The 20,390-nt window shown below is 43.1% G+C and carries 15 protein-coding genes and 1 tRNA gene; 3 read left to right on the top strand and 13 right to left on the bottom strand.

Annotation, left to right across the window (positions count from 1 at the left end):
* Positions 1–8: 8 nt before the first annotated feature.
* From HMPREF9625_RS07480 to mtaB, 9 genes are all read right to left on the bottom strand, one after another.
* A tRNA-Gln gene (locus tag HMPREF9625_RS07480) sits at positions 9–80 on the bottom strand.
* A gap of 59 nt (positions 81–139) precedes the next feature.
* On the bottom strand, positions 140–1,612 hold the full coding sequence (locus HMPREF9625_RS07475; protein ID WP_009534089.1) for an LCP family protein: 1,473 nt from the start codon (positions 1,610–1,612) through the stop codon (positions 140–142).
* A 304-nt stretch (positions 1,613–1,916) separates the two neighbouring features.
* Entirely contained in the window at positions 1,917–3,521 is a 1,605-nt protein-coding gene (pckA, locus tag HMPREF9625_RS07465; protein WP_009534088.1) for a phosphoenolpyruvate carboxykinase (ATP), read from the bottom strand.
* Positions 3,522–3,795: 274 nt separating this feature from the next.
* A complete protein-coding gene (locus HMPREF9625_RS07460) occupies positions 3,796–6,027 on the bottom strand; it encodes a methyl-accepting chemotaxis protein (RefSeq protein WP_009534087.1) in 2,232 nt (743 codons plus the stop codon).
* Between the two features lie 213 nt (positions 6,028–6,240).
* On the bottom strand, positions 6,241–7,368 hold the full coding sequence (gene dnaJ / locus HMPREF9625_RS07455; protein WP_009534086.1) for a molecular chaperone DnaJ: 1,128 nt from the start codon (positions 7,366–7,368) through the stop codon (positions 6,241–6,243).
* Positions 7,369–7,543: 175 nt separating this feature from the next.
* Positions 7,544–9,424, bottom strand: coding sequence for a molecular chaperone DnaK (dnaK, locus tag HMPREF9625_RS07450; protein WP_009534085.1), 1,881 nt, complete (start codon positions 9,422–9,424; stop codon positions 7,544–7,546).
* Between the two features lie 160 nt (positions 9,425–9,584).
* Complete coding sequence (gene grpE / locus HMPREF9625_RS07445; RefSeq protein ID WP_009534084.1) at positions 9,585–10,208, bottom strand: nucleotide exchange factor GrpE; 624 nt, start codon at positions 10,206–10,208, stop codon at positions 9,585–9,587.
* A 15-nt stretch (positions 10,209–10,223) separates the two neighbouring features.
* Positions 10,224–11,279 (bottom strand): heat-inducible transcriptional repressor HrcA, encoded by a 1,056-nt coding sequence (gene hrcA, locus HMPREF9625_RS07440; protein ID WP_051019840.1) that lies wholly within the window; start codon positions 11,277–11,279, stop codon positions 10,224–10,226.
* 98 nt (positions 11,280–11,377) lie between these two features.
* Entirely contained in the window at positions 11,378–12,859 is a 1,482-nt protein-coding gene (gene mtaB, locus HMPREF9625_RS07435) for a tRNA (N(6)-L-threonylcarbamoyladenosine(37)-C(2))-methylthiotransferase MtaB (RefSeq protein WP_009534082.1), read from the bottom strand.
* Positions 12,860–12,985: 126 nt separating this feature from the next.
* On the opposite strand from mtaB, the gene HMPREF9625_RS07430 reads away from it, so the two are divergent.
* The 3 genes from HMPREF9625_RS07430 (at position 12,986) to HMPREF9625_RS07420 (ending at position 16,109) form a co-directional block, all read left to right on the top strand.
* Positions 12,986–13,228 carry an HPr family phosphocarrier protein gene (locus tag HMPREF9625_RS07430; RefSeq protein ID WP_009534081.1) on the top strand — a complete coding sequence of 81 codons (243 nt, stop codon included), beginning with the start codon at positions 12,986–12,988 and terminating at the stop codon, positions 13,226–13,228.
* A 255-nt stretch (positions 13,229–13,483) separates the two neighbouring features.
* Entirely contained in the window at positions 13,484–14,686 is a 1,203-nt protein-coding gene (thiI, locus tag HMPREF9625_RS07425) for a tRNA uracil 4-sulfurtransferase ThiI (protein ID WP_009534080.1), read from the top strand.
* A gap of 145 nt (positions 14,687–14,831) precedes the next feature.
* Complete coding sequence (locus HMPREF9625_RS07420) at positions 14,832–16,109, top strand: ATP-binding protein (RefSeq protein WP_009534079.1); 1,278 nt, start codon at positions 14,832–14,834, stop codon at positions 16,107–16,109.
* Positions 16,110–16,136: 27 nt separating this feature from the next.
* On the opposite strand, the gene prmA is transcribed toward HMPREF9625_RS07420, so the two are convergent.
* From prmA to HMPREF9625_RS07400, 4 genes are all read right to left on the bottom strand, one after another.
* Positions 16,137–17,210, bottom strand: a complete 1,074-nt coding sequence (gene prmA, locus HMPREF9625_RS07415) for a 50S ribosomal protein L11 methyltransferase (RefSeq protein ID WP_009534078.1) — start codon at positions 17,208–17,210, stop codon at positions 16,137–16,139.
* Between the two features lie 336 nt (positions 17,211–17,546).
* Positions 17,547–18,704 (bottom strand): cysteine desulfurase family protein, encoded by a 1,158-nt coding sequence (locus HMPREF9625_RS07410; RefSeq protein WP_009534077.1) that lies wholly within the window; start codon positions 18,702–18,704, stop codon positions 17,547–17,549.
* A 102-nt stretch (positions 18,705–18,806) separates the two neighbouring features.
* Positions 18,807–19,577 carry a 16S rRNA (uracil(1498)-N(3))-methyltransferase gene (locus tag HMPREF9625_RS07405; protein ID WP_009534076.1) on the bottom strand — a complete coding sequence of 257 codons (771 nt, stop codon included), beginning with the start codon at positions 19,575–19,577 and terminating at the stop codon, positions 18,807–18,809.
* A gap of 314 nt (positions 19,578–19,891) precedes the next feature.
* Complete coding sequence (locus HMPREF9625_RS07400) at positions 19,892–20,302, bottom strand: hypothetical protein (protein ID WP_009534075.1); 411 nt, start codon at positions 20,300–20,302, stop codon at positions 19,892–19,894.
* Between the last annotated feature and the right edge of the window lie 88 nt (positions 20,303–20,390).

The raw sequence follows: 20,390 nt of genomic DNA, 5'->3' as shown, positions 1-20,390 counted from the left end.
TTTTTTAGCAGGGCTACAAGGATTCGAACCTTGAAATGACGGAGTCAGAGTCCGTTGCCTTACCGTTTGGCGATAGCCCTAAATCTTTGAGTCGCCAAAAAAGGCGACTCAGTTATACTACATAATTTTTCACAAATTGTCAAGGATTTTCTACATTTTCTTCAGGGCCTTCTTCCTGATTGTTTCCGATATCTCCGGCAGGCCCGAAGGAGCTGTTTCCGCCTGTATTCTTATCTTCTTCCTCTGTCTTTGACTCTTTCGATTCTTTCTTGACTTCTATGGAAGATTCTTCTTCTCGTGAAGAGCTTTCCTCTTCCGTTTCAAGTTTGGATTCTTTCGTTTGCTCAGTGGATGATTCTTGCTTCTCTCCCTCTTTTTTCTTTTCCGAATTTCCTTCCTGCTTCTTATCCTTTTTCCTTACCGTTCCGCCCCCGGTTCCCGCTTCTTCAGCATTTTCCATAGGCTTCGTTACTCCGGACACCTCTGCAATATGCGCACTGATATTTTTAACCGTACTGCTAGGCTGATAATTTTCTTCACCGTACAAAAAGGTATGGAGGCTGACAACATTGCTTTCCAAGGTAGCCGGAATAACCACATCCATTTTCCTAAGCTTCATTGTAGTCCTTGCAAAGGGGAAGCCCGAGGTCTCTCCAAGATGCAGACGACCAAGTTGTGTTGCCAAATCTGTAAAGTCGGCCATACTCATACTTGTGGAGATTTCCGGTAAAACCTGCGTTGCTACGGAGACCATTTTCACCGGTCCGGCCTTTTTCGCCTTATCCATCGCAAGACTTAAAACCTTTCTCTGTCTTGCCGTACGATTAAAATCCGTATCCATCAGACGAAGTCGTCCATACGCCACAGCCTGAATCCCATCCAGATGATTTTCCCCCGCATGCTCTAAATGAACGGAAGGAATCCCTGTGGACTGTACTGTTTCCGTGATAAAGGCATTGATGTAATAAAACTCCGCATCGGAAAGTTCTAGATCCACTCCCCCCAACGCAGAAATGCCTTTGGCAACAGCAGACCAAGTAAAGCTTACATAATCGTCAATATGAATATCCAGATTCCGTTCCAATGCCGCTATCGCTTGCTCATGTCCGCCCAGGAAATAAGCTTCATTCATCTTATGATACTTTCCATTTCCATTGATTTCCGCATAGGTATCTCTATATACGGAGCATAACTTTATCTCACCGCTTCTTTTGTTAATTGTGGCAAGCATAATCACATCGGAAAGGGCACCCGCCTCTTTTGTTCCGTCACGACTATCCAAACCGAAGATGGCAATAGTACGATATTGGCTTCCGATATATGGAGAAATAAAGCGCCATAAAAAGAAGATTCCGCATAAAAATAAAACTAAGAAAAGAGCTCCTTTTAAAAGATTGCTTTTCTTCCTTTTCCCCCTTTTGCTTTCACTTCCCCTCTGTCTTCTCGGATGATGGTAGGCTTCTTCCTCATAAGTATCAGCCCTACCGTTTCCTTTCTCTACAGTTCTTCTCTGCTCTTCCCCTCTGCTAATGGGGATATCCAAATCCGAGTACTCTTCCCTCTCTCTGCTAAAACTTCTGCTTCTTGCGGTTCGCCTCTTTCTACTTTCCAATTTTCTTCCTCCCGTTTTTTTCTTTCTGCATTATAGCAAAGCTCTTTTCGCTAGGAAAGACGCCTTAAGAATATTTACATGGATTCGCAATGAAAAATGTAATTTTTACAGTTTTCCTGCCTTCTTATCAAAAAACACGAATCTTTAAGATGAAAAAATGCATTTATATCTCTTTTCTGTGCAAAAAAGAAATGGACAGATGCGAAGCATCTTATCCATTTCTCACAATCGCTTTTCTGCTTTTCATTCTTAATCTTAAGTACATGCACTCACAATTAAAAATGTCTTTATTTTAAATTTACAATTAGCACTTCGGACCGGCATTCTTTAAACTCTTGCCAAGCTCGGAATTCTCATACTTCTTAAAGTTCTTCACAAATCTTCCTGCAAGATCCTTTGCCTTGTCTTCCCACTCTTTAACATCACTATAGGTATCTCTCGGATCCAGAATCTTCGGATCTACACCGGGAAGTGCGGTCGGAACCTCAAAATCAAAGAACGGAATGTTCTTGGTCTCCGCCTTTGCTACATCGCCGTTTAAGATAGCATCGATGATTCCTCTGGTATCCTTAATGGAAATTCTCTTTCCGGAACCGTTCCAACCTGTGTTTACAAGGTATGCCTTAGCGCCGGTCTTCTTCATCTTCTTAACAAGCTCCTCAGCGTACTTTGTGGGGGGAAGCTCGAGGAATGCCTGTCCGAAACAAGCGGAGAAGGTCGGTGTCGGCTCGGTAATACCTCTCTCTGTTCCTGCAAGCTTAGCAGTAAAGCCGGAAAGGAAGTAATACTCAGTCTGCTCCGGAGTAAGGATGGAAATCGGAGGCAGTACGCCGAACGCATCTGCAGAAAGGAAAATAACATTTTCCGCATCAGGTGCTGCAGAAACAGGGCGTACAATCTTCTCAATATGGTTAATCGGATAGGATACACGAGTATTCTCCGTGGTGCTTCCGTCTTTAAAATCAATCTTTCCGTTAGCATCTACGGTTACATTCTCTAAAAGAGCATCTCTTCTTATCGCACGGTAAATATCCGGCTCAGAATCCTTATCCAGGTTAATGACCTTGGCATAGCATCCGCCTTCAAAGTTGAATACCCCGTTATCATCCCAGCCATGCTCGTCATCCCCGATTAAGAGTCTCTTCGGATCGGTGGAAAGGGTTGTCTTTCCTGTTCCGGAGAGGCCGAAGAAAATAGCGGTGTGCTTTCCGTCCAAATCGGTATTGGCAGAACAGTGCATGGAAGCAATACCCTTAAGAGGCAGATAGTAGTTCATCATAGAGAACATCCCCTTCTTCATCTCTCCGCCGTACCAGGTATTCAAGATAATCTGCTCCTTACTTGTAATATTAAACATCACGGCAGTCTCGGAATGCAGTCCAAGCTCCTTATAGTTCTCTACCTTCGCCTTGGAAGCGTTATATACGATAAAGTCCGGCTCAAAGTTCTCTAATTCCTCTTTTGAGGGCTTAATGAACATATTGGTCACAAAGTGTGCCTGCCAAGCCACCTCCACGATGAAACGAACTGCCATTCTGGTATCTTTGTTTGCACCGCAGAAAGCATCCACTACAAAAAGACGCTTATTGGAAAGCTCCTTCTTAGCGAGCTCTTTACAGCAAGCCCATGCTTCTTCCGATGCAGGATGGTTATCATTCGGATACTCTTCACTGGTCCACCAAACCGTGTCCTTGGAATTCTGATCCATTACAATATATTTATCCTTGGGAGAACGCCCGGTATAAATGCCGGTCATTACATTTACAGCACCTAATTCACTAACTGTACCCTTCTCATACCCCACTAAGGAATCCGCCGTCTCCTCTTTGAATAAGGTTTCATAAGAGGGATTGTGTACAATTTCCGTTGTTCCTGTAATGCCATACTTTGTTAAATCCAAATTTGCCATATTCTTCTCCTTCTTTCTTTAATACTCTTCCCATCGCTCTTTATTATACATATTTCTTTAAGAAAGTCACTTAGTTTTTTTTTTAACAATCCTAAAAATTTCCTTTGATTTTCTTTGACTTCTTCTAGTCCAAAGGAATTCTCCTCGCTTTGCGTTCGGTGTTCACATAGGGTGAGAAACCGCACGCTGCATAAACTATAGCGGTTAAGAATAAAAAAGGGGCGGAAAGTATAGCCTCCCGCCTCTCCGTTTTCCCAATATGAATTACTGCTTTTTATCTTAACTTAAAGCTGTCTACAAGATCATTCATCATGTTGGCCTGCGCTGACAGTTCTTGTGAGGTTGCCGCACTCTCCTCTGCCGTTGCGGAATTTTCCTGTACTACAGCAGAAATCTCTTCGACGACCTTACTGATTTTGTTGATGCCTTCAGACTCTTCTTCAGAGGCTCTAGAGATTTCCAATATCAAATTATTAACCTGCTCTGTACTTTGAGAAACCGAATTCAAAGCTGTGGCAGTTTCCTCCGTGAACTTTGCTCCTTTTTGCACTGCCTCTATCGTTTCCTCAATAAGAATAGATGTATTCTGTGCTGCTTCCTGCGATTTCTTTGCCAAATTTCCTACTTCATCTGCAACTACCGCAAAACCCTTTCCTGCCTCTCCTGCGCGTGCGGCCTCAATAGCCGCATTTAAAGACAGAATATTGGTTTGGAAAGCAATATCATCGATTGTCTTAATAATCTTCCCGATTTCTTTGGATTTTTCCGTGATGTCTTGCATTGCACCCTGCATATCCAGCATCTTTTGGTTGCTGGTTTCTACATGATTTCCACTCAGTCCTCCCAACTCTTGCGCTTTTTCTGCCTGCTTGGTCGTATGGTGAATCTGTTCGGAGATACCCTGCATCGTTTCGGAAAGTTCCGAAATGGAAGACGCCTGCTTGGAAGTTCCTGCAGAAATCCTTTGCGCCATACTGCTCACCTGTCCTGCACTGTTGCTTACTTCAGCAGAAGATCCCTGTACATCTTTTAAAGCACTGTTCAGTCCTCTGGATATTTCCTGTAAAGAGAGAAGTATGGGATGGAAATCCCCCTTATAATTCTCATCTTCATTGATTTCGACCGAGAAGTCTCCTAACGAAAATGCTCCAAGCTTTCCCTGCAAATCCGATACAACATAGGTAAGGCGTTCAATAATGTGACCAAAACTCTTAATCAAACGGCCGATTTCATCCTGATAGGGATAGGATATCGCAATGCTAAAATTACCGTCCGCAATTTTATCACTTTCCTTTGCCAGTTCTCCGAGCGGATTCAGTGCACGCCTTATTATTATGAAAATAATAATCTGAATTACAATATATATTAAAAGTTCCGCAAAACTCAAAGTATAAAGCAACTGTATCTTTGCAGCATTATAGGTTTTTATCTGCATAGCCGACTGAACATACCAGTCGGTTCCCGCGATGGAAAGCGGCGAAAAATAGCGCACACGAAACTTATCTTTTACGTGGAAAACCTCTCTTTTATCAAACTCGGATTGAATTGTATTTTTAAAAACATCCTCTCCGACATATTCCGCAATATTCTTTCCTACCGCTTCAGGGTTAGAACTGTACACAAATTTTCCGTCATGATTGATCACATCAAAGAACGTCTTTGCATTCTCTCCGGAATCATCTTTTCCCAAAGAGTTAAACATAGTAATATTTAAATCAACTACAACTGCTCCTTTGAATTCATCCTGATGTAAGATGGGAACTACCAAAACAAAAATAGTTTCTCCTGTAATACTGGAAACAAATGGATCCACAACATGGCTCTTTTTTTCTTTGGAAACTTTTGTATAGTACTCCTCGGCACCATCTCCATAAAATTTATAATCCAAAAACTTAAAGAAGCGTTTATTCTCATCTCCATTATCCCGTCCAAGGTACATGGCATATTCCGGAACATCACTCTGAAAAGCATTCGGCTCAAAAAAGACTCCGGCACCAATAATGTGCTCATCATGCCGAATCATTTCCCAGACAGAATCCAAAATATAATGCTCTTCAAAGGCACGATGGGGAGTCAGTAAAATCGAATCCTTTAAGGCGCTGGGTTCTGAAGGACTTTCCGTATCCTTTTCTTTATACATTTCCTCCAGATGGTCCGTAATTGCTTTTGCCGTGTTCTCGGCAAGCGTAATTGATTTCTTTGCTCTTTCTACATTTAAGGAAGTGGTCGTGCTTAAATACTCGGAATTAATCTTTTCAAAAGAACGACCTGCCACTTTAATGAGGAAATAGTTCATTACAACAAAAACCAATAACATAGAAATGAAGAGGACCATGGATATACGTCCCGCAAGACTGAGATTCTTCCATCCTCTCCACTCTTTCAATGTTCTTTTTTCCTTCTTCTCTTTATTTGAACCCTTTTTTCCGGCAAATGATTTCATCTTTCCTAAGATACTTCCTAAAGAACCATCATTTTTCGAAATACTCTCCGACTGCTTATTCATGACTCCTCCTTTATCCACTACCTCCATTGGAGTATCGTCATAATAAAGAGATTATATTAGTGAAAGTGCTTTGCTTTTATAAATATAGTCTACTATGCATTTTTCTTTACTTTATTTTTCTCTTTGAGTCTATACACAAAAAAAGAGTGCGGAAAAACTACATTCCACACTCCCTATTCAATTTTTATAAAAAACACAACAATACAATGTTTTTTATGCTTCTACTGTTTCTCCACAGCTTTCGGCATACGCTTTCAGTGCTTCCTTCTGCTTTTTATTCAGTTTTTTCGGAGTTTCCACCACCAAAGTCACATAATGGTCACCTCTTACATTTGGATTCTGTAAAGATGGTACTCCCTTTCCTCTTAAACGAGTACGAGTCTCCGACTGCGTTCCGGCAGCAATCTTCAGCTCAACCGGTCCGTCTACTGTCTTCACAATCGTTGTTCCTCCAAGAGCAGCTTTTGGAAAGCTGATTGCTTCCGTAGAGTAAATATTGATTCCCTGTCTCTTAAAGAAGGGATGGTCACTTACGGAAACCTCTACAAGGAGATCTCCTCTCGGACCTCCATTTCTTCCGGGGTCTCCTCCGCCGCTTCTCCTGATTGCCTGTCCGTCATCAATACCTGCCGGAATCGAAATCTCCATCGTTTTTTCAGTATTGATATAACCGGCACCCTTGCAATCCGGACATTTCTCCTTGATAACAGAGCCGGTTCCGTGACACTCCGGACAGGTCGTTACCTGCTGAATCATACCGAATAAACTTTGCTGTGTCATTCTGACCTGTCCTGCACCGTTACATCTTGGGCAAGTCGTCTTCTCTGTTCCGGGCTTTGCACCGGAACCGTTACAGGTCTTACAGGTCTCCTTATACCGAATCTTAATATTCTTCTTTACGCCCTTTATTGCTTCATCAAAAGAAATCCGTATTCCTACGCGGATATTGTCTCCTTTTTCCGGCATATTGGCACGACGACCGTAAGTTCTTCCTCCTGAGAACCCTCCACCGGAAAATCCGCCGCCGAAAAACTCCGAAAAGATATCCGACATATCCATTCCGCTAAAGTCAAATCCTCCGAAGCCGGAGCTTGCTCCTGCAGCGGAATTGGCATCAAATGCCGCATGACCATAGGTGTCATACGCCTTTCTCTTATCCGGATCAGACAGAACCGCATAGGCCTCCGAAGCTTCCCGGAACTTTGTAGCGGCAGTCTCATCTCCGGGATTTGCATCCGGGTGGTATTTTTTTGCAAGCTGACGATACGCCTTCTTTATAGCACTGTCATCGGCATTTTTCTCTACCCCCAGCACCTCATAATAATCACGCTTTTCTGCCATTCTTATATATCCTCTTCTCTTCCTCTCCCCTAAAGGGGACTCTTATCCAATTCTTTTTTCCCCGAAGGGGAATCCTTATCATACACAAGATTCGTAGGCACCGAATCCGGCACCTACGAAATATTGCATGCTTATTTTACTTATAACAGAATCTTAAGGAAATCCGTTTTATAGATTAAACCTCTTTAAAGTCTCCGTCTACAACATTGTCATCTGCATTGCCCGTTCCGGTACTCTGTCCGGCATTTGCGCTGCCACCCGCTTCAGCTCCTGCACCTGCTGCACCGGCTGCCTGTGCCTGCTCATACACCTTGGTGAACAGTGCCTGAGAAGACTGCATGAGCTTCTCCTGGGCTGCCTTAATCTGCTCTGCGCCATCCTTTGTGATGCTTTCGAGCGGATGTGCGGAGAGGATATCTTCCAAAGCCTTTAAATCAGCTTCCACACCGGACTTTTCGCTGTCGGAAATCTTATCTCCTACTTCGTTAAGAGCCTTCTTGGTCTGGAATACGATGGAATCCGCTCCGTTTCTTACCTCAATCGCTTCCTTCTTTTCCTTATCGGCAGCCTCGAACTGTGCGGCTTCATTGACAGCCTTATCGATATCTTCCTTAGACATGTTGGATCCGGAAGTGATCGTGATATGCTGCTCCTTACCGGTTCCCTTATCCTTAGCGGAAACATTTACGATACCGTTCGCATCAATGTCAAAGGTAACCTCAATCTGCGGAACACCTCGCTGTGCGGGGAGAATACCGTCCAGTCTGAACTGACCAAGGCTCTTGTTGTCTCTTGCAAATTCTCTCTCACCCTGTACTACATTGATATCAACAGCAGTCTGATTATCCGCCGCGGTAGAGAAGACCTGAGAAGCTCTGGTCGGAATAGTTGTATTTCTCTTAATAAGAGGTGTTGCCACACCGCCGAGTGTCTCTATAGAAAGGGTAAGCGGCGTAACATCAAGAAGAAGAACATCGCCTGCTCCTGCTTCTCCGCTAAGCTTTCCACCCTGTACTGCAGCACCGAGTGCCACACACTCATCCGGATTTAAGTTCTTGGAAGGCTCTTTTCCGGTTAACTGCTTTACCTTCTCCTGTGCTACCGGCATTCTGGTGGAACCGCCGACAAGAAGCACCTTACCAAGCTCGGAAGAATTTAAGCCTGCGTCACGAAGAGAGTTCTGTACCGGGATAGCGGTTCTCTCCGTTAAATCTGCAGTAAGCTCTTCAAACTTAGCACGACTAAGCTTCATATCGAGATGCTTCGGGCCCTCAGCTGTCGCGGTAATGAACGGAAGGTTGATATCGGTTGTCGTTGCGGAAGAAAGCTCCTTCTTTGCCTTTTCAGCCGCTTCCTTTAAACGCTGTAAAGCCATCTTATCCTGAGAAAGGTCTACACCCTCCGCTGCTTTAAATTCATCTACAAGCCACTTGGTAATACGATCATCATAATCATCACCCCCAAGGTGCGTATCACCGTTTGTGGAAAGCACTTCAATCACACCGTCACCAATATCGATGATGGAAACATCGAAGGTACCGCCTCCAAGGTCATAAACCATAACCTTCTGCTCGGACTCATCCTCCAAACCGTAAGCAAGTGCTGCCGCTGTCGGCTCATTGATGATTCTTTCTACGGAAAGTCCGGCAATCTTACCGGCATCCTTTGTTGCCTGTCTCTGTGCGTCATTAAAGTAAGCCGGAACGGTAATAACCGCCTGGGTTACCTTCTCTCCCAAATAGCTTTCCGCATCGGTCTTTAACTTCTGCAGAATCATAGCGGAAATCTCCTGCGGAGTATAATCCTTTCCGTCAATGGAAACCTTATAATCGGTACCCATATGTCTCTTAATGGAAGAAATGGTACGGTCCGCATTGGTTACCGCCTGTCTCTTTGCAGGTTCTCCCACAAGTCTCTCTCCGTTCTTGGTAAATGCCACAACGGACGGGGTGGTTCTCATCCCTTCCGCATTCGGGATAACAACGGGCTTTCCGCCTTCCATAACGGCTACACAGCTGTTGGTTGTTCCTAAGTCAATTCCTATAATCTTTCCCATATTCTTACTCTCCTTTTTCTATTCTAAATTTGATTTCTTGCTTTACTTTATGGAAAAAGCTCTTTTAAAAGCTTATTCGTCTGTTTATATGCTGCTTTTTTACTTTTGCCCTATTTCTTTATCTTATTTCTTTATCTTATACTACTTCTTTATCTTTGGGCTACTTCTTTACTTTCACCATGGAGTGGCGAACCACATTTCCCCGGTAGGTATAGCCCTTTTGCAAATCGGCAGTGACGGTATCTTCCTCCGCATCTCCCTCTTCTTCCGTCATAACGGCATTGTGGAGCGCCGGATCAAACTTCTGCCCGACTGCCTCAATGGCCTGTATGTCACAGTCCGAAAACATTTTCTGAATCTGCTTATAAATCCCTTCCACACCCTTAACAAAAGAGTTTTCTTTCTCCTCCTCTGAGATGTGTTCCAGGGCTCTCTCAAAGTTATCGACTACGGGAAGAAGCTGCTCGATAATGCTCTTTGCTCCAAGCTCAAACATCTGTGCCTTTTCCTTCTCAGAACGCTTACGGAAGTTCTCGTATTCTGCCAGAGTACGAAGATACTTATCTTTCAGCTGTACAAGCTCCGCATTCTCTTCCTTTCTGGAAGAAGTTTCTTCCTCCATACTCTCTCCGGAAGCATCTTGAGAAGAAGTCTGCTCTTCACTAGGAACTTCCTGCTCCCCGGCATTCCCGGAGTCATTCTCCGTACTGCGTTCCCCCGCAGTTTCTATATCTTCGGCTGACTGCCTCTTTACATCCTCGTCTTTATAATGCTTCTTTGACACAAGCTCTCCTTCCTATCACAAGGGGATATTTCCCATCTGCTGTATTAATCTACTCAAAGTATCGAGTACCTTTTCGTAGTCCATTCGTTTCGGGCCGATAACGCCGATTGTTCCGTGCATCCCGTTTCCAAGCTGGTACTTTGCCGTAACCAAAGCACAATCCGCCATATCCTGCAAAGGGCTTTCCTTTCCTATATAAACTTGAATGCTTCGGTCTTCCTTCTGCTCTTCTGCTTCCTGCAAAAGGCCGGCAAGCTCTTCCTTGGACTCCAAGGCAAAAATCAGCTTGGAGGCATTTTCCGAATCCATCAGCTCCGGATACTTGAAAATATTGGTCGCGCCCGAGGTGTAAATTTCTACATCCTGCTCATCAGTACGAAGCATACTTTCCAAGCTCCGAAGAAGTGTTTCCATCGTTTTCTTGTGCTGACTCCTATCAACCAGTGCCCGGATATCTTCTTTCGTAATCTCTTCCACACAGTGTCCGCCCAGAATGTCGTTTAAAAGAAGGTTGACGGAGAGAATCGCATTTTGCTCTAAGTCCTCATCCACATCTACGGTCATCGTCTTAATGATATTTCCCTCAAACATCAGAAGAAATAAAAGCTTTCCTTTCTCCACAAGAGAAATCTGTAGGAACTTGATTCTGTTCTTCTCCATCCTGGGACCGGAAACGAGTGCTGTATAATGAGTGTCACTCGCTATGTTTCTGACCAGAGACTGTAAAGCGGATTCGAGCTTCTCAATCCTGTCAAACATCGAACTTCGGACATCCGATAAATCTCTCTCCTGCTTCGCCATCAGCTGATCCACATAAAAGCGATAACCCTTATCGGAAGGAACTCTACCCGCTGAAGTATGAGGCTGTAATATGTAGCCCATTTCTTCCAGATCACTCATCTCATTCCGAATCGTCGCAGAACTTAAATTCAGACCGGAGTACTTGCTAATGGTTCGGGATCCCACCGGCTCACCGGTTTCCAAGTAATTCTTAATTATGGTTGTCAATATAATAAGCTTTCTCTGATCCACAAAACCACCCTCCTTCTTCTCGGATTTGTTGGCACTCATATATATCGAGTGCTAACACATGTTCATAATATACCCCCGGGGAAAGAGAATGTCAAGAATTTTCCCGAGGGATTTGTGAATTTCCTATGAACTTTACTTTATTCGGAAAGAAACTCTCCGAGCAGGCTTTCTTCCATGGCTTTTATTGCGAGAACAGGATAAATCTGTCCTATTTCCACTCTGCCCTGTTTATCTTTTTCTCTTACGCTCTCTTTCCTTAAAAAACTATTTTCAGTAATAGAGGCAGTTTCCGGAAGGGAAGTGCCTTCATATATAGAATTATTTTTCTGAACAGGGATATAAAATCGAATGTATTCTTTATTAAAACCGGTGTAATAGGACCTGCCCTCCAGCTCACGGATTTCCTCTATCAAGACCTCCGTTGTTTTTCCTATGAACTGCTCCCGAAACTTTTCCGAATCCGTAAGAGCCAAGTCTAAGAGGATCTTCGAGCGTTCCTTCTTCACTTTTTCCGTAATCTGCTCCTTCATCTCATCCGCACGGGTTCCCTTTCTACGGGAATATTTGAAAATGTGCATATCATAGAAGCCTACTTCCGAAATGAAGTTCTTCGACTCCTGAAAATCCGCTTCCGTCTCTCCGGGGAAGCCCACGATAACATCCGTAGTAATCGCCGCAAGCGGAAAGGCTCTTCTTATGCAGTCTACCGCTTCCTTAAATTCTTCCTTTGTATAGTGCCGATTCATTTCCTTTAAAGTCTTAGCCGCTCCGCTTTGCAGGGAAAGATGAAAATGAGGGCAAATCTCCTCAACCGCTTTCAAGCGGGAAACGAAGCTTTCCGTAATGACTCTCGGCTCCAAACTGCCTAAACGTATCCGCTTAATAGAAGGGATTTCTCCAATTCTTTCGATGAGAGAAAGGAGGGCCTCTCCACTTTCCGCTATTTTATTTGCATACTCATAGGAAAGATTTTGAAAGTCCAGGCCGTAAGAAGAAAGGTGTATTCCCGTAAGCACGATTTCGGAAATGCCTTCCTGCCCAAGTCTCTCGATTTCCGTAAGGCAGTCCTCTATCTTTCTACTCCGAATTCTTCCTCTTACATAGGGGATAATACAGTAAGAACAAAACTGATTACAACCGTCCTGAATCTTTACAAAGGCGCGGCTTCTGTCCAGAGGTTTCGAAAGAAAAAGATTTTCATATTCTCCCTCTTCTTTAACAGGGGGCAAATACTCTTCGATTCTCCCGTCATTTTCCAGCATTGCTTTCCGATAAGAAATAATGAGCTCTACAATTTTCCCTTTTCCGCTGTTTCCAATCAGGATATCGATTCCCTTATCCTCTTTCAGCTCCTCCTTCTTTCCTTCCACATAGCAACCTGTCGCAATGACGAGGGCATCCGGATTCCGCTCCTTTGCCTGATGAATCATCTGCCTCGACTTCCTATCCGCAATGTTCGTTACGGAGCAGGTATTGATTAAGTAAATATCCGCTTCCTCATGGAAGGGTACAAGAGTTGCTCCTTCCTTAAGAATTGCCTCACTCATCGCCTCCGCCTCATAAGAATTTACCTTACAGCCTAAATTATGCATGGCAAATCGCAGACCTTTTAATTCCATCTTATCTTTCTCCCTTATCTATTTGGCTTTCTCTCTTATCTATTTGGCTTTCTCCCTTATCTTTACTTGACTTTGAAATGCTTCCTCACTACAATAAAATCATCATTGCAAAAGGAGGATTATCTAATGAAAACTGTTCGCATTTCCCTGAACTCAATTGATAAAGTAAAGTCCTTCGTAAACGACTTGGTTCGTTTCACGGATGTGGATTTTGATCTTGTTTCCGGTCGTTATGTTATTGACGCTAAGTCTATTATGGGTATCTTCTCTCTGGATTTATCCAAGCCCATCGATTTAAACATTCATGCGGATGAAGATAAGCTGGATGAAATCGTAAATACGCTGAAGCCCTATATCATAGAAGCATAACTTCCTGTATCTTAACGGAAAGACGGAAGCCTTACAAGGTTTTTAAAAAGTGCATGGATTCATGCACTTTATTTTTTGCAATAGATATTATATATAGAGAACGATAAATAAGTTATGGAATGGTATATGCAGGAGAACGATAAGTAATTTATGGATTAGTATATTAGTATATGCAGGAGAACGATGGCTCGTTTATCGGGCATTATGCATAAGAGTAAATTATCTTATTTTGTAAAGTAGTAAAAAAGGAGCAGTATGGACTATCAAGCATTTTTAATCAAATACGCTGAAATCGGCACAAAAGGAAAAAACCGCTATGTCTTTGAGGACGCCCTCGCAAAAGACATCCGCATGAAGTTACAGCGCGCTACGGGAGACTATTATGTAGCCAGGGAACGCGGTAGAATCTATGTGCATGTAAAGTCGGAGACTTATGACTATGAAGAGTGTATCGATGCCCTTTTACATGTTTTCGGCATCGCCGGCATTGCCCCTATGGTGCAGATTCCCTATTCCGCAGAATATGCCGATCTGGAAAAGGCTGTACTCTCCTACTTCCGCGCCGCTTACAGGGATAGTCCCGTAAGCTTTAAGGTCGAGTCCAGACGCGCGGAGAAGTCCTATCCAATGACTTCTCCGGAGATTGAAATGGAACTTGGACACAGCATTTTGGAGAACTTCCCGAATGCTCGAGTGGATGTCCATAATCCCGATGTAAAACTTCGCATAGAAATCAGACAGTTCATCAATATTTACGGAAAAATCATTCCGGGGCTTTTCGGTATGCCTCTTGGCACAAACGGAAAAGCCATGCTCCTTCTTTCCGGCGGAATCGATTCTCCGGTTGCCGGCTTTAAGGTTGCAAAAAGAGGAGCTCTCATTGACGCGACCTACTTCCATGCACCGCCCTATACCAGCGAAAGAGCAAAGATCAAGGTCATGGATCTTGCCAGACAGCTTGCAGGATACACCGGCCCCATTATGCTGCATGTCGTAAACTTCACAGAAATTCAGCTCGCCATCTATGACCGCTGTCCGCACGATGAGCTGACAATTATCATGCGCCGCTATATGATGCGGATTGCTGAAGCCTTAGCCTATAAAAATAAATGTATCGGCTTAATTACCGGAGAGTCCATCGGCCAGGTGGCTTCTCAGACCTTACAGAGCCTTGTCTGCACAAACGAAGTCTGCACCCTTCCGGTTTACCGCCCCTTGATTGCCTTTGACAAGCAGGAAATCGTGGATGTTGCGGAACAAATCGGCACCTATGAGACTTCCATTGAGCCCTATGAGGACTGCTGTACTATCTTTGTGGCTAAACACCCCGTAACAAAGCCCATCGTGGAAAAAATCAGAAAGTCCGAAGAAAGACTCTTCCCGGAAATTGACGCCATGGTGGAAAAGGCAATCAATGAGGTGGAGTCGATTCTGATTCGGAAAGAGAAGAATGCATAAAAATCTCCGGACTTGAAATTCGTTAATCTATCGAGTTGAAATATTAAAATCTCTCGAGTTGAAACTTATGAATCTCTCGAGTTGAAATTTACAAATCTCTCGAACTGTACTATAATATCTAAATAAAATCTTGAGAGGATAGTAAATGGACAGAGAGTTATATAAGCCGAGAATCATCGATGCTTCTGTTGAAAAATACTTAAAGACCTTCGGTGCTGTATGCATTGAAGGTCCAAAGTGGTGCGGAAAAACCTGGACTTCTGCCTATCATAGTAAAAGCGAGTATTATTTGGCAGATCCAAGGGGGAATTTTCAGAATAGAAATCTTGCACAGATAGATCCTTCTTTGGTTTTAGATGGAGATTCTCCTCGCCTGTTAGACGAATGGCAGGAGGTACCCGCTCTATGGGACGCTGTTCGCTTTGCGGTAGATTCTTCTAAGGAGAAAGGGAGATTTATCTTAACAGGATCCGCAACTCCACATCACAAAGGAATTCTTCACAGCGGAGCAGGAAGAATTGCGCGTCTTCGAATGCGCCCAATGTCATTATTCGAAGCGGGAAAATCCAGTGGAAAAGTGTCTTTAAAGGATCTATGCAACGGAATTCTTAAAACTCAGCTCACCGGAGAAGTAGCACTTACCGATCTTATTGGTTATATTGTTCGAGGCGGATGGCCGAGCAGCCTGGAACTTCCTATCGAAGAAGCTGCTCTACTTCCAAAGGAATATATTTCTGCGATACTGTCTGATGATATAGAACGTATAGATGGCATAAAAAGAGACCGTCACAAAATGGAACTCTTGCTTCGTTCCCTTGCGCGAAATGAATCCACTACCGTCACAAATAAAAGATTAAAAGAAGATATGAAAGAGATTGATCATGAGGATATTGTGGTGGAGACGGTCGCAAGCTATTTAGATGTCTTAAACAGACTATTCCTTACAGACAATCAAAAGCCTTACGGTACGCAACTGCGTTCTACTGTTCGAGTAAAACAAGCAGAAAAAAGACATCTCTCCGACCCTTCCTTAGCCTGTGCTCTTTTGAATGCCACTCCTGAAATCTTGATGAGAGATTTGAATACCTTAGGATTTTTGTTTGAAGCTTTATGCGAAAGAGATCTAAAAATATATGCAGAAGCATTTGGTGCCTCTTTATACCATTATCAGGATTATCATAATCAAGAAATGGATGCGGTAATTGTTCTGCCTGATGGGGAATGGTGTGGGATAGAAATCAAGCTGGGAGCCAATCAAATTGAAGATGCCGCCAAAAATCTGTTGAAAATAAAACAGAAAATCTTGGAGGAAAAAAATGGAAAAGCACCCAAAAGCCTCTCTGTGATTTGCGGTCTTTCCAATGCCGCTTATCAAAGAGAGGATGGAGTTTTCGTTGTGCCGTTAACTGCACTGGGAGTCTAATACATGTTATGTCTTTCTCTCCCTTTTTTATTTCTTCCTCGCGGTGAAGGCATGCCACTCGCCCTCTACACACTCTTCGAGGATTTCCAGACTTTCCTCCGATTCCAATGCCTTCCGTACTTCCTCTGCCTTATCACGGATGATTCCGGAGGAGATAAAGATACCGTCCTTTTTTAGGAAAGAAGGGACAAGCGGAGTTAAGGAAACAATTACGGGGGCCAGAATATTGGCACAAACAACTTCGAAGGGCTCTTTCTGAAAAGCAGCCTTAAGGCTTTTCGCACTATCCTCTTCTCCTAAGATATTTTCAATGAAGAGTTGAAAGTCTTTTTCTGCAATTCCATTTTCTTTAAGATTGCCTGCTACAGCTTCCTTGGTAATCGGGTCTAAGTCTGTTGCCTGAACCTCTTTTGCTCCCATTTTTAAAGCGGCAATGCCGAGAATTCCGGAGCCTGTGCCTAAGTCCAGAACGCGGTCTCCCTCTTTCAAATATTTTTCCAAAGAAAGAAGACAGAGCTTCGTCGTTTCATGCTGTCCCGTTCCAAAGCTTGTTCCGGGATCCAGAGAAATTGCAAATTCTCCCTCCTTCGGCTCTTCCTCTTCCCAGCTTGGCTTAATGAGAATCTTCCCCACGCGGAAGCTGTGAAAGAAATCCTTCCAGGCATTCATCCAGTCCTTGTCTTCCGTCTCGGAAACGGAGATCTCTCCCTTCCCGATTTCCGTGTACTCCGCCATTTCACTAAGCTCTCTCTTCAAATCGGAAAGAATCTCCCGGCATTCTTCTTCCGTAAAAATGTTACTGCTGTTTAAAGTGTAAGAGTGGTCCACAGTTTCATCCAAGAACTCCTTTTCCACAAGAGCTTTTCTCGCTTTTTTCTCTTCTTCCGGTAAAATTTCGAGATAAAAAGACAAGCTTGCCTCTCCGTTCCCGGCATTTTCCGCGGGAAGAATATCTGCAAAGATTTGCTTTGCTTCCTCCTCCGTAAGTCCTTTACCGTCCTCTATTTCTACGCCCTCAATTTCCCAACGGTCAAATAAATAAGCCGCCAAAATCTCCACGGCTTCTTCCTTTGTTTTGACTGATATTTTTCTCCAAATCATTTCCAACTCCTTTTCTATCCTTGCACGGTTTATCTTTGTCGTTTCTTCTCTGTTGTTCCTTTTACCTCTGTCATTTATTTTATTTTTTTATTTTTTATCTTCTTTGTTTTTCGTTTTTTATCTTCTTTGTTTTTTTATCTTCTTTGTTTTTTTATTTTAATCTTCTGTACTATATACGAAAAGGACTCTGCTTAGCAAGTAATATGCTAACGCAGAATCCTTTAGCTGTTTTTTTATCATCGTTTATGCACTATTCCATATCGTTCATAAATAAAACACTTTACGTAAAGGAAGAAAAGCAGCATATCTGAACCGTTCTTCCTTTCTTTGACCCCCTTATGCCTTATAAAACTTCCGTAACATAGGAAGCAGTTCTTTTAAGGCATCAATTGTATCCGTAAGCTCATATTTCTCCGTAAGGAAGGAGAAGGAAAAACGGAGGGTAGAGTCCAGTTCCTTGTCCGTAAGGCCGATTGCTTTCAAGGTTCCGGAAATGCCCGGGTGGTTGGAAGAGCAGGCTGAACCGCTGCTGACATAAATCCCCTTTTCTTCCAAAGCATGAAGCAGAACTTCCGATTTTATGCCATAGAAGGATGCGGAAACGATCTGCGGAGCGGAAGCCTTTCCCTTTTCGGAATTGACCTTCACCTCCGGAAGCTTCTCCAGTTCCTCAATAAAATAGTCCTTTAGTTCATAAAGCTTCTCTATCTTTTTCGGAAAATCCTGATACACCATCTTTGCAGCGAGTCCCATGCCGGCAATTCCCGGAATATTTAAAGTGCCGGAGCGAAGTCCTCCCTGCTGTCCACCGCCAAAAAGAATCGGGTTTATTTTTACCTTTTCATCAATAAAAAGGAAGCCGATTCCCTTCGGACCGTGCAGCTTATGTCCGCTCACAGAAAGCAAGTCCACAAAATCCTTCTTCGGATGAAGAATCATTTTCCCATAGGCCTGTATGGCATCGGTATGGAAAAGACAGTTCGGATTCTTTTTCTTAATCAGCTCTCCAATCGCGTGAATGTCCTCTACCGCTCCCATCTCATTGTTCACGGTCATGATGCTTACCATAACGGTATCGTCACGGATCGTTTTTTCCAGTTCGTTAAGGGAGATGTGCCCCTTCTCATCCACCGGTAAAATACTGATTTCAAAGCCGTGGCTCTCCAAAAATTCCAAAGCCTTATAAATAGCAGGGTGCTCAATCGCAGAGCTGATGATGTGCTTTCCTTGTCTCATTTTTGCAAAGCAGCCCCCGATAAGCGCCATATTGTCGGACTCCGTACCGCCCGATGTAAAGAGGATTTCCTTTGCCTTCACCTTTAAGGTCTCCGCAATCTCTTCCCTGCTTTCCCTGTAATACTTCTCCGCCTCTACACCCATGATATGCTTCGCGGACGGATTTCCGTAATCTGCAAGCATAGTCTTACACATCAGTTCCGCAACATCGGGATACACCTTTGTTGATGCCGAGTTGTCCAAATAAATGCTTCTCATTTTGCCTCCTTACTAATTCCAAAATAATCCCTGTTTTTTTTCGAATCGCAACCCGTTTTGATCATTTTCATTCATCATTTTTTACTTGGCTTGCTTTTCTTTCTACTCTTTTGCTCTGTTTTCGCCAAACTCTAGGTGCATCATAATCAGACTTAAAGTCGTTATTGCCGCCGTTTCCGTACGTAGAATTCTCTTTCCGAGGCTAATGGGAAGAAATCCTTCTTTTTTCGCCTCTTCCACCTCTTCTTTGGAAAATCCGCCCTCCGGTCCGATGCAAAGAGCAATCGTACCACCCGACTTTTGCCCCAGTTCTTCTACCCGTAGAAGTTCTTCCTTCGTAAAGCCGACTCCCTTTGCATTTTCATAAGGTATCAGTTTTATTTCCGCATTCTTAACTAAGGAAAACGCTTCCTTCCATGTAGAAACCGAAGAAACCGCAGGAATGACGGAGCGCTTCGACTGCTTTGCCGCAGCTTCCGAAATCCCCTGCCAGCGCAGTCTTTTCTTCTCCGCCTTATCTCCTTTTAGTTGTACAATGCAGTTTTCACTCTCCAAGGGAATCATCTCCGATACACCCAGTTCCACCGCCTTTTGGATGATAAGCTCCATCTTCTCTCCCTTGGGAAGAGCCTGTAAAAGAATGACTTTCGTTCGAAGTTCATGCGCTTCCTCCAAAAAAGAGACGGAAAGAACGGCATGGTCTTCTCCATACCCTTGAATCCTACAGTGATAATCGACAGTTTCCCCGGAGGAGATAATAATTTCTTCCCCGATTTTTCCCCGAAGAACCTTCTGTAAATGGTGAAAATTCTCGCCGTAAAGCCGAATTTCCTCTCCTATAATTTCCCTTTTATCTACAAAAAAATGATGCATAGTTTCCCTTTTTTTCAAATAACAATATTCTCTAAATATTCTTCGTTATCTTACTTCTTTCTTCTCAAAGTGACAAGAAAAAAGCAGGGATGCGGAATGAAAATTCACGCAAAGCCCTGCTTTTGATCCTTTTAAATATTTATTTCTAGTGCTTCTATGAATAAAGCAAATATACCTTTTAACCTATGAAGGACTCTATACCGAAAAGCTAAAACCTTTTTCTTGTCGCTCTTTAGTAAGCACTTCTCTTAGATGGGTAGGATCATAGGGAAGACCAGGCCTATAATCCGGCTGTGTCTCACTGATAATATTCCTTATTTTTTTCTAACTTCTTTTTCATAAACATTGACCGAGTATATGAAATTCAATCTATCCGGCCCTTTAACACGAGGATAAAAACTTTGAATTTGCTTTCCCAATCTTTGTGCATCATACCAATGTTCTCCTGCTTGATGGTTGAGGTAAATGTCTGCATAGTAATCTTCAACCACTTTTTTCACTTCATCGAAAATAGGTATCAATTTATCCTCTTCACCATGTCGATTAGTCCCATCCAACCACTTGTCAGTATAAACATCATACGGCCCATCTTCCGGACCATTCCAATATTTTGCTTGTGATTGGACGTCTGTATATCCATTTTTTTCTTTTTCTCCTCGCAAATATCTATTTAATTTTTCTCTTGCAAGTGCATGAAAAGCCATCTCTGACACTGTATTGCTCATATTACATCACCTCCACGTACTACTCACATTATAATTTACCTTAATACTAATGCCACTTCCATTATTTATTAATCAAAAAACTTATTTG

Origin of the sequence: Oribacterium parvum ACB1, assembly GCF_000238055.2 — a bacterium.
Taxonomy (GTDB): domain Bacteria; phylum Bacillota; class Clostridia; order Lachnospirales; family Lachnospiraceae; genus Oribacterium; species Oribacterium parvum.
This window is presented reverse-complemented; position numbering and strand designations above follow the sequence as displayed.

Coding starts and splice junctions, on each gene's coding strand:
- pckA (WP_009534088.1), bottom strand. CDS start 3,521: ATGGCAAATTTGGATTTAACAAAGTATGGCATTACAGGAACAACGGAA.
- HMPREF9625_RS07460 (WP_009534087.1), bottom strand. CDS start 6,027: ATGAATAAGCAGTCGGAGAGTATTTCGAAAAATGATGGTTCTTTAGGA.
- dnaJ (WP_009534086.1), bottom strand. CDS start 7,368: ATGGCAGAAAAGCGTGATTATTATGAGGTGCTGGGGGTAGAGAAAAAT.
- dnaK (WP_009534085.1), bottom strand. CDS start 9,424: ATGGGAAAGATTATAGGAATTGACTTAGGAACAACCAACAGCTGTGTA.
- hrcA (WP_051019840.1), bottom strand. CDS start 11,279: ATGAGTGCCAACAAATCCGAGAAGAAGGAGGGTGGTTTTGTGGATCAG.
- mtaB (WP_009534082.1), bottom strand. CDS start 12,859: ATGGAATTAAAAGGTCTGCGATTTGCCATGCATAATTTAGGCTGTAAG.
- HMPREF9625_RS07430 (WP_009534081.1), top strand. CDS start 12,986: ATGAAAACTGTTCGCATTTCCCTGAACTCAATTGATAAAGTAAAGTCC.
- thiI (WP_009534080.1), top strand. CDS start 13,484: ATGGACTATCAAGCATTTTTAATCAAATACGCTGAAATCGGCACAAAA.
- HMPREF9625_RS07420 (WP_009534079.1), top strand. CDS start 14,832: ATGGACAGAGAGTTATATAAGCCGAGAATCATCGATGCTTCTGTTGAA.
- prmA (WP_009534078.1), bottom strand. CDS start 17,210: ATGATTTGGAGAAAAATATCAGTCAAAACAAAGGAAGAAGCCGTGGAG.
- HMPREF9625_RS07410 (WP_009534077.1), bottom strand. CDS start 18,704: ATGAGAAGCATTTATTTGGACAACTCGGCATCAACAAAGGTGTATCCC.
- HMPREF9625_RS07405 (WP_009534076.1), bottom strand. CDS start 19,577: ATGCATCATTTTTTTGTAGATAAAAGGGAAATTATAGGAGAGGAAATT.
- HMPREF9625_RS07400 (WP_009534075.1), bottom strand. CDS start 20,302: ATGAGCAATACAGTGTCAGAGATGGCTTTTCATGCACTTGCAAGAGAA.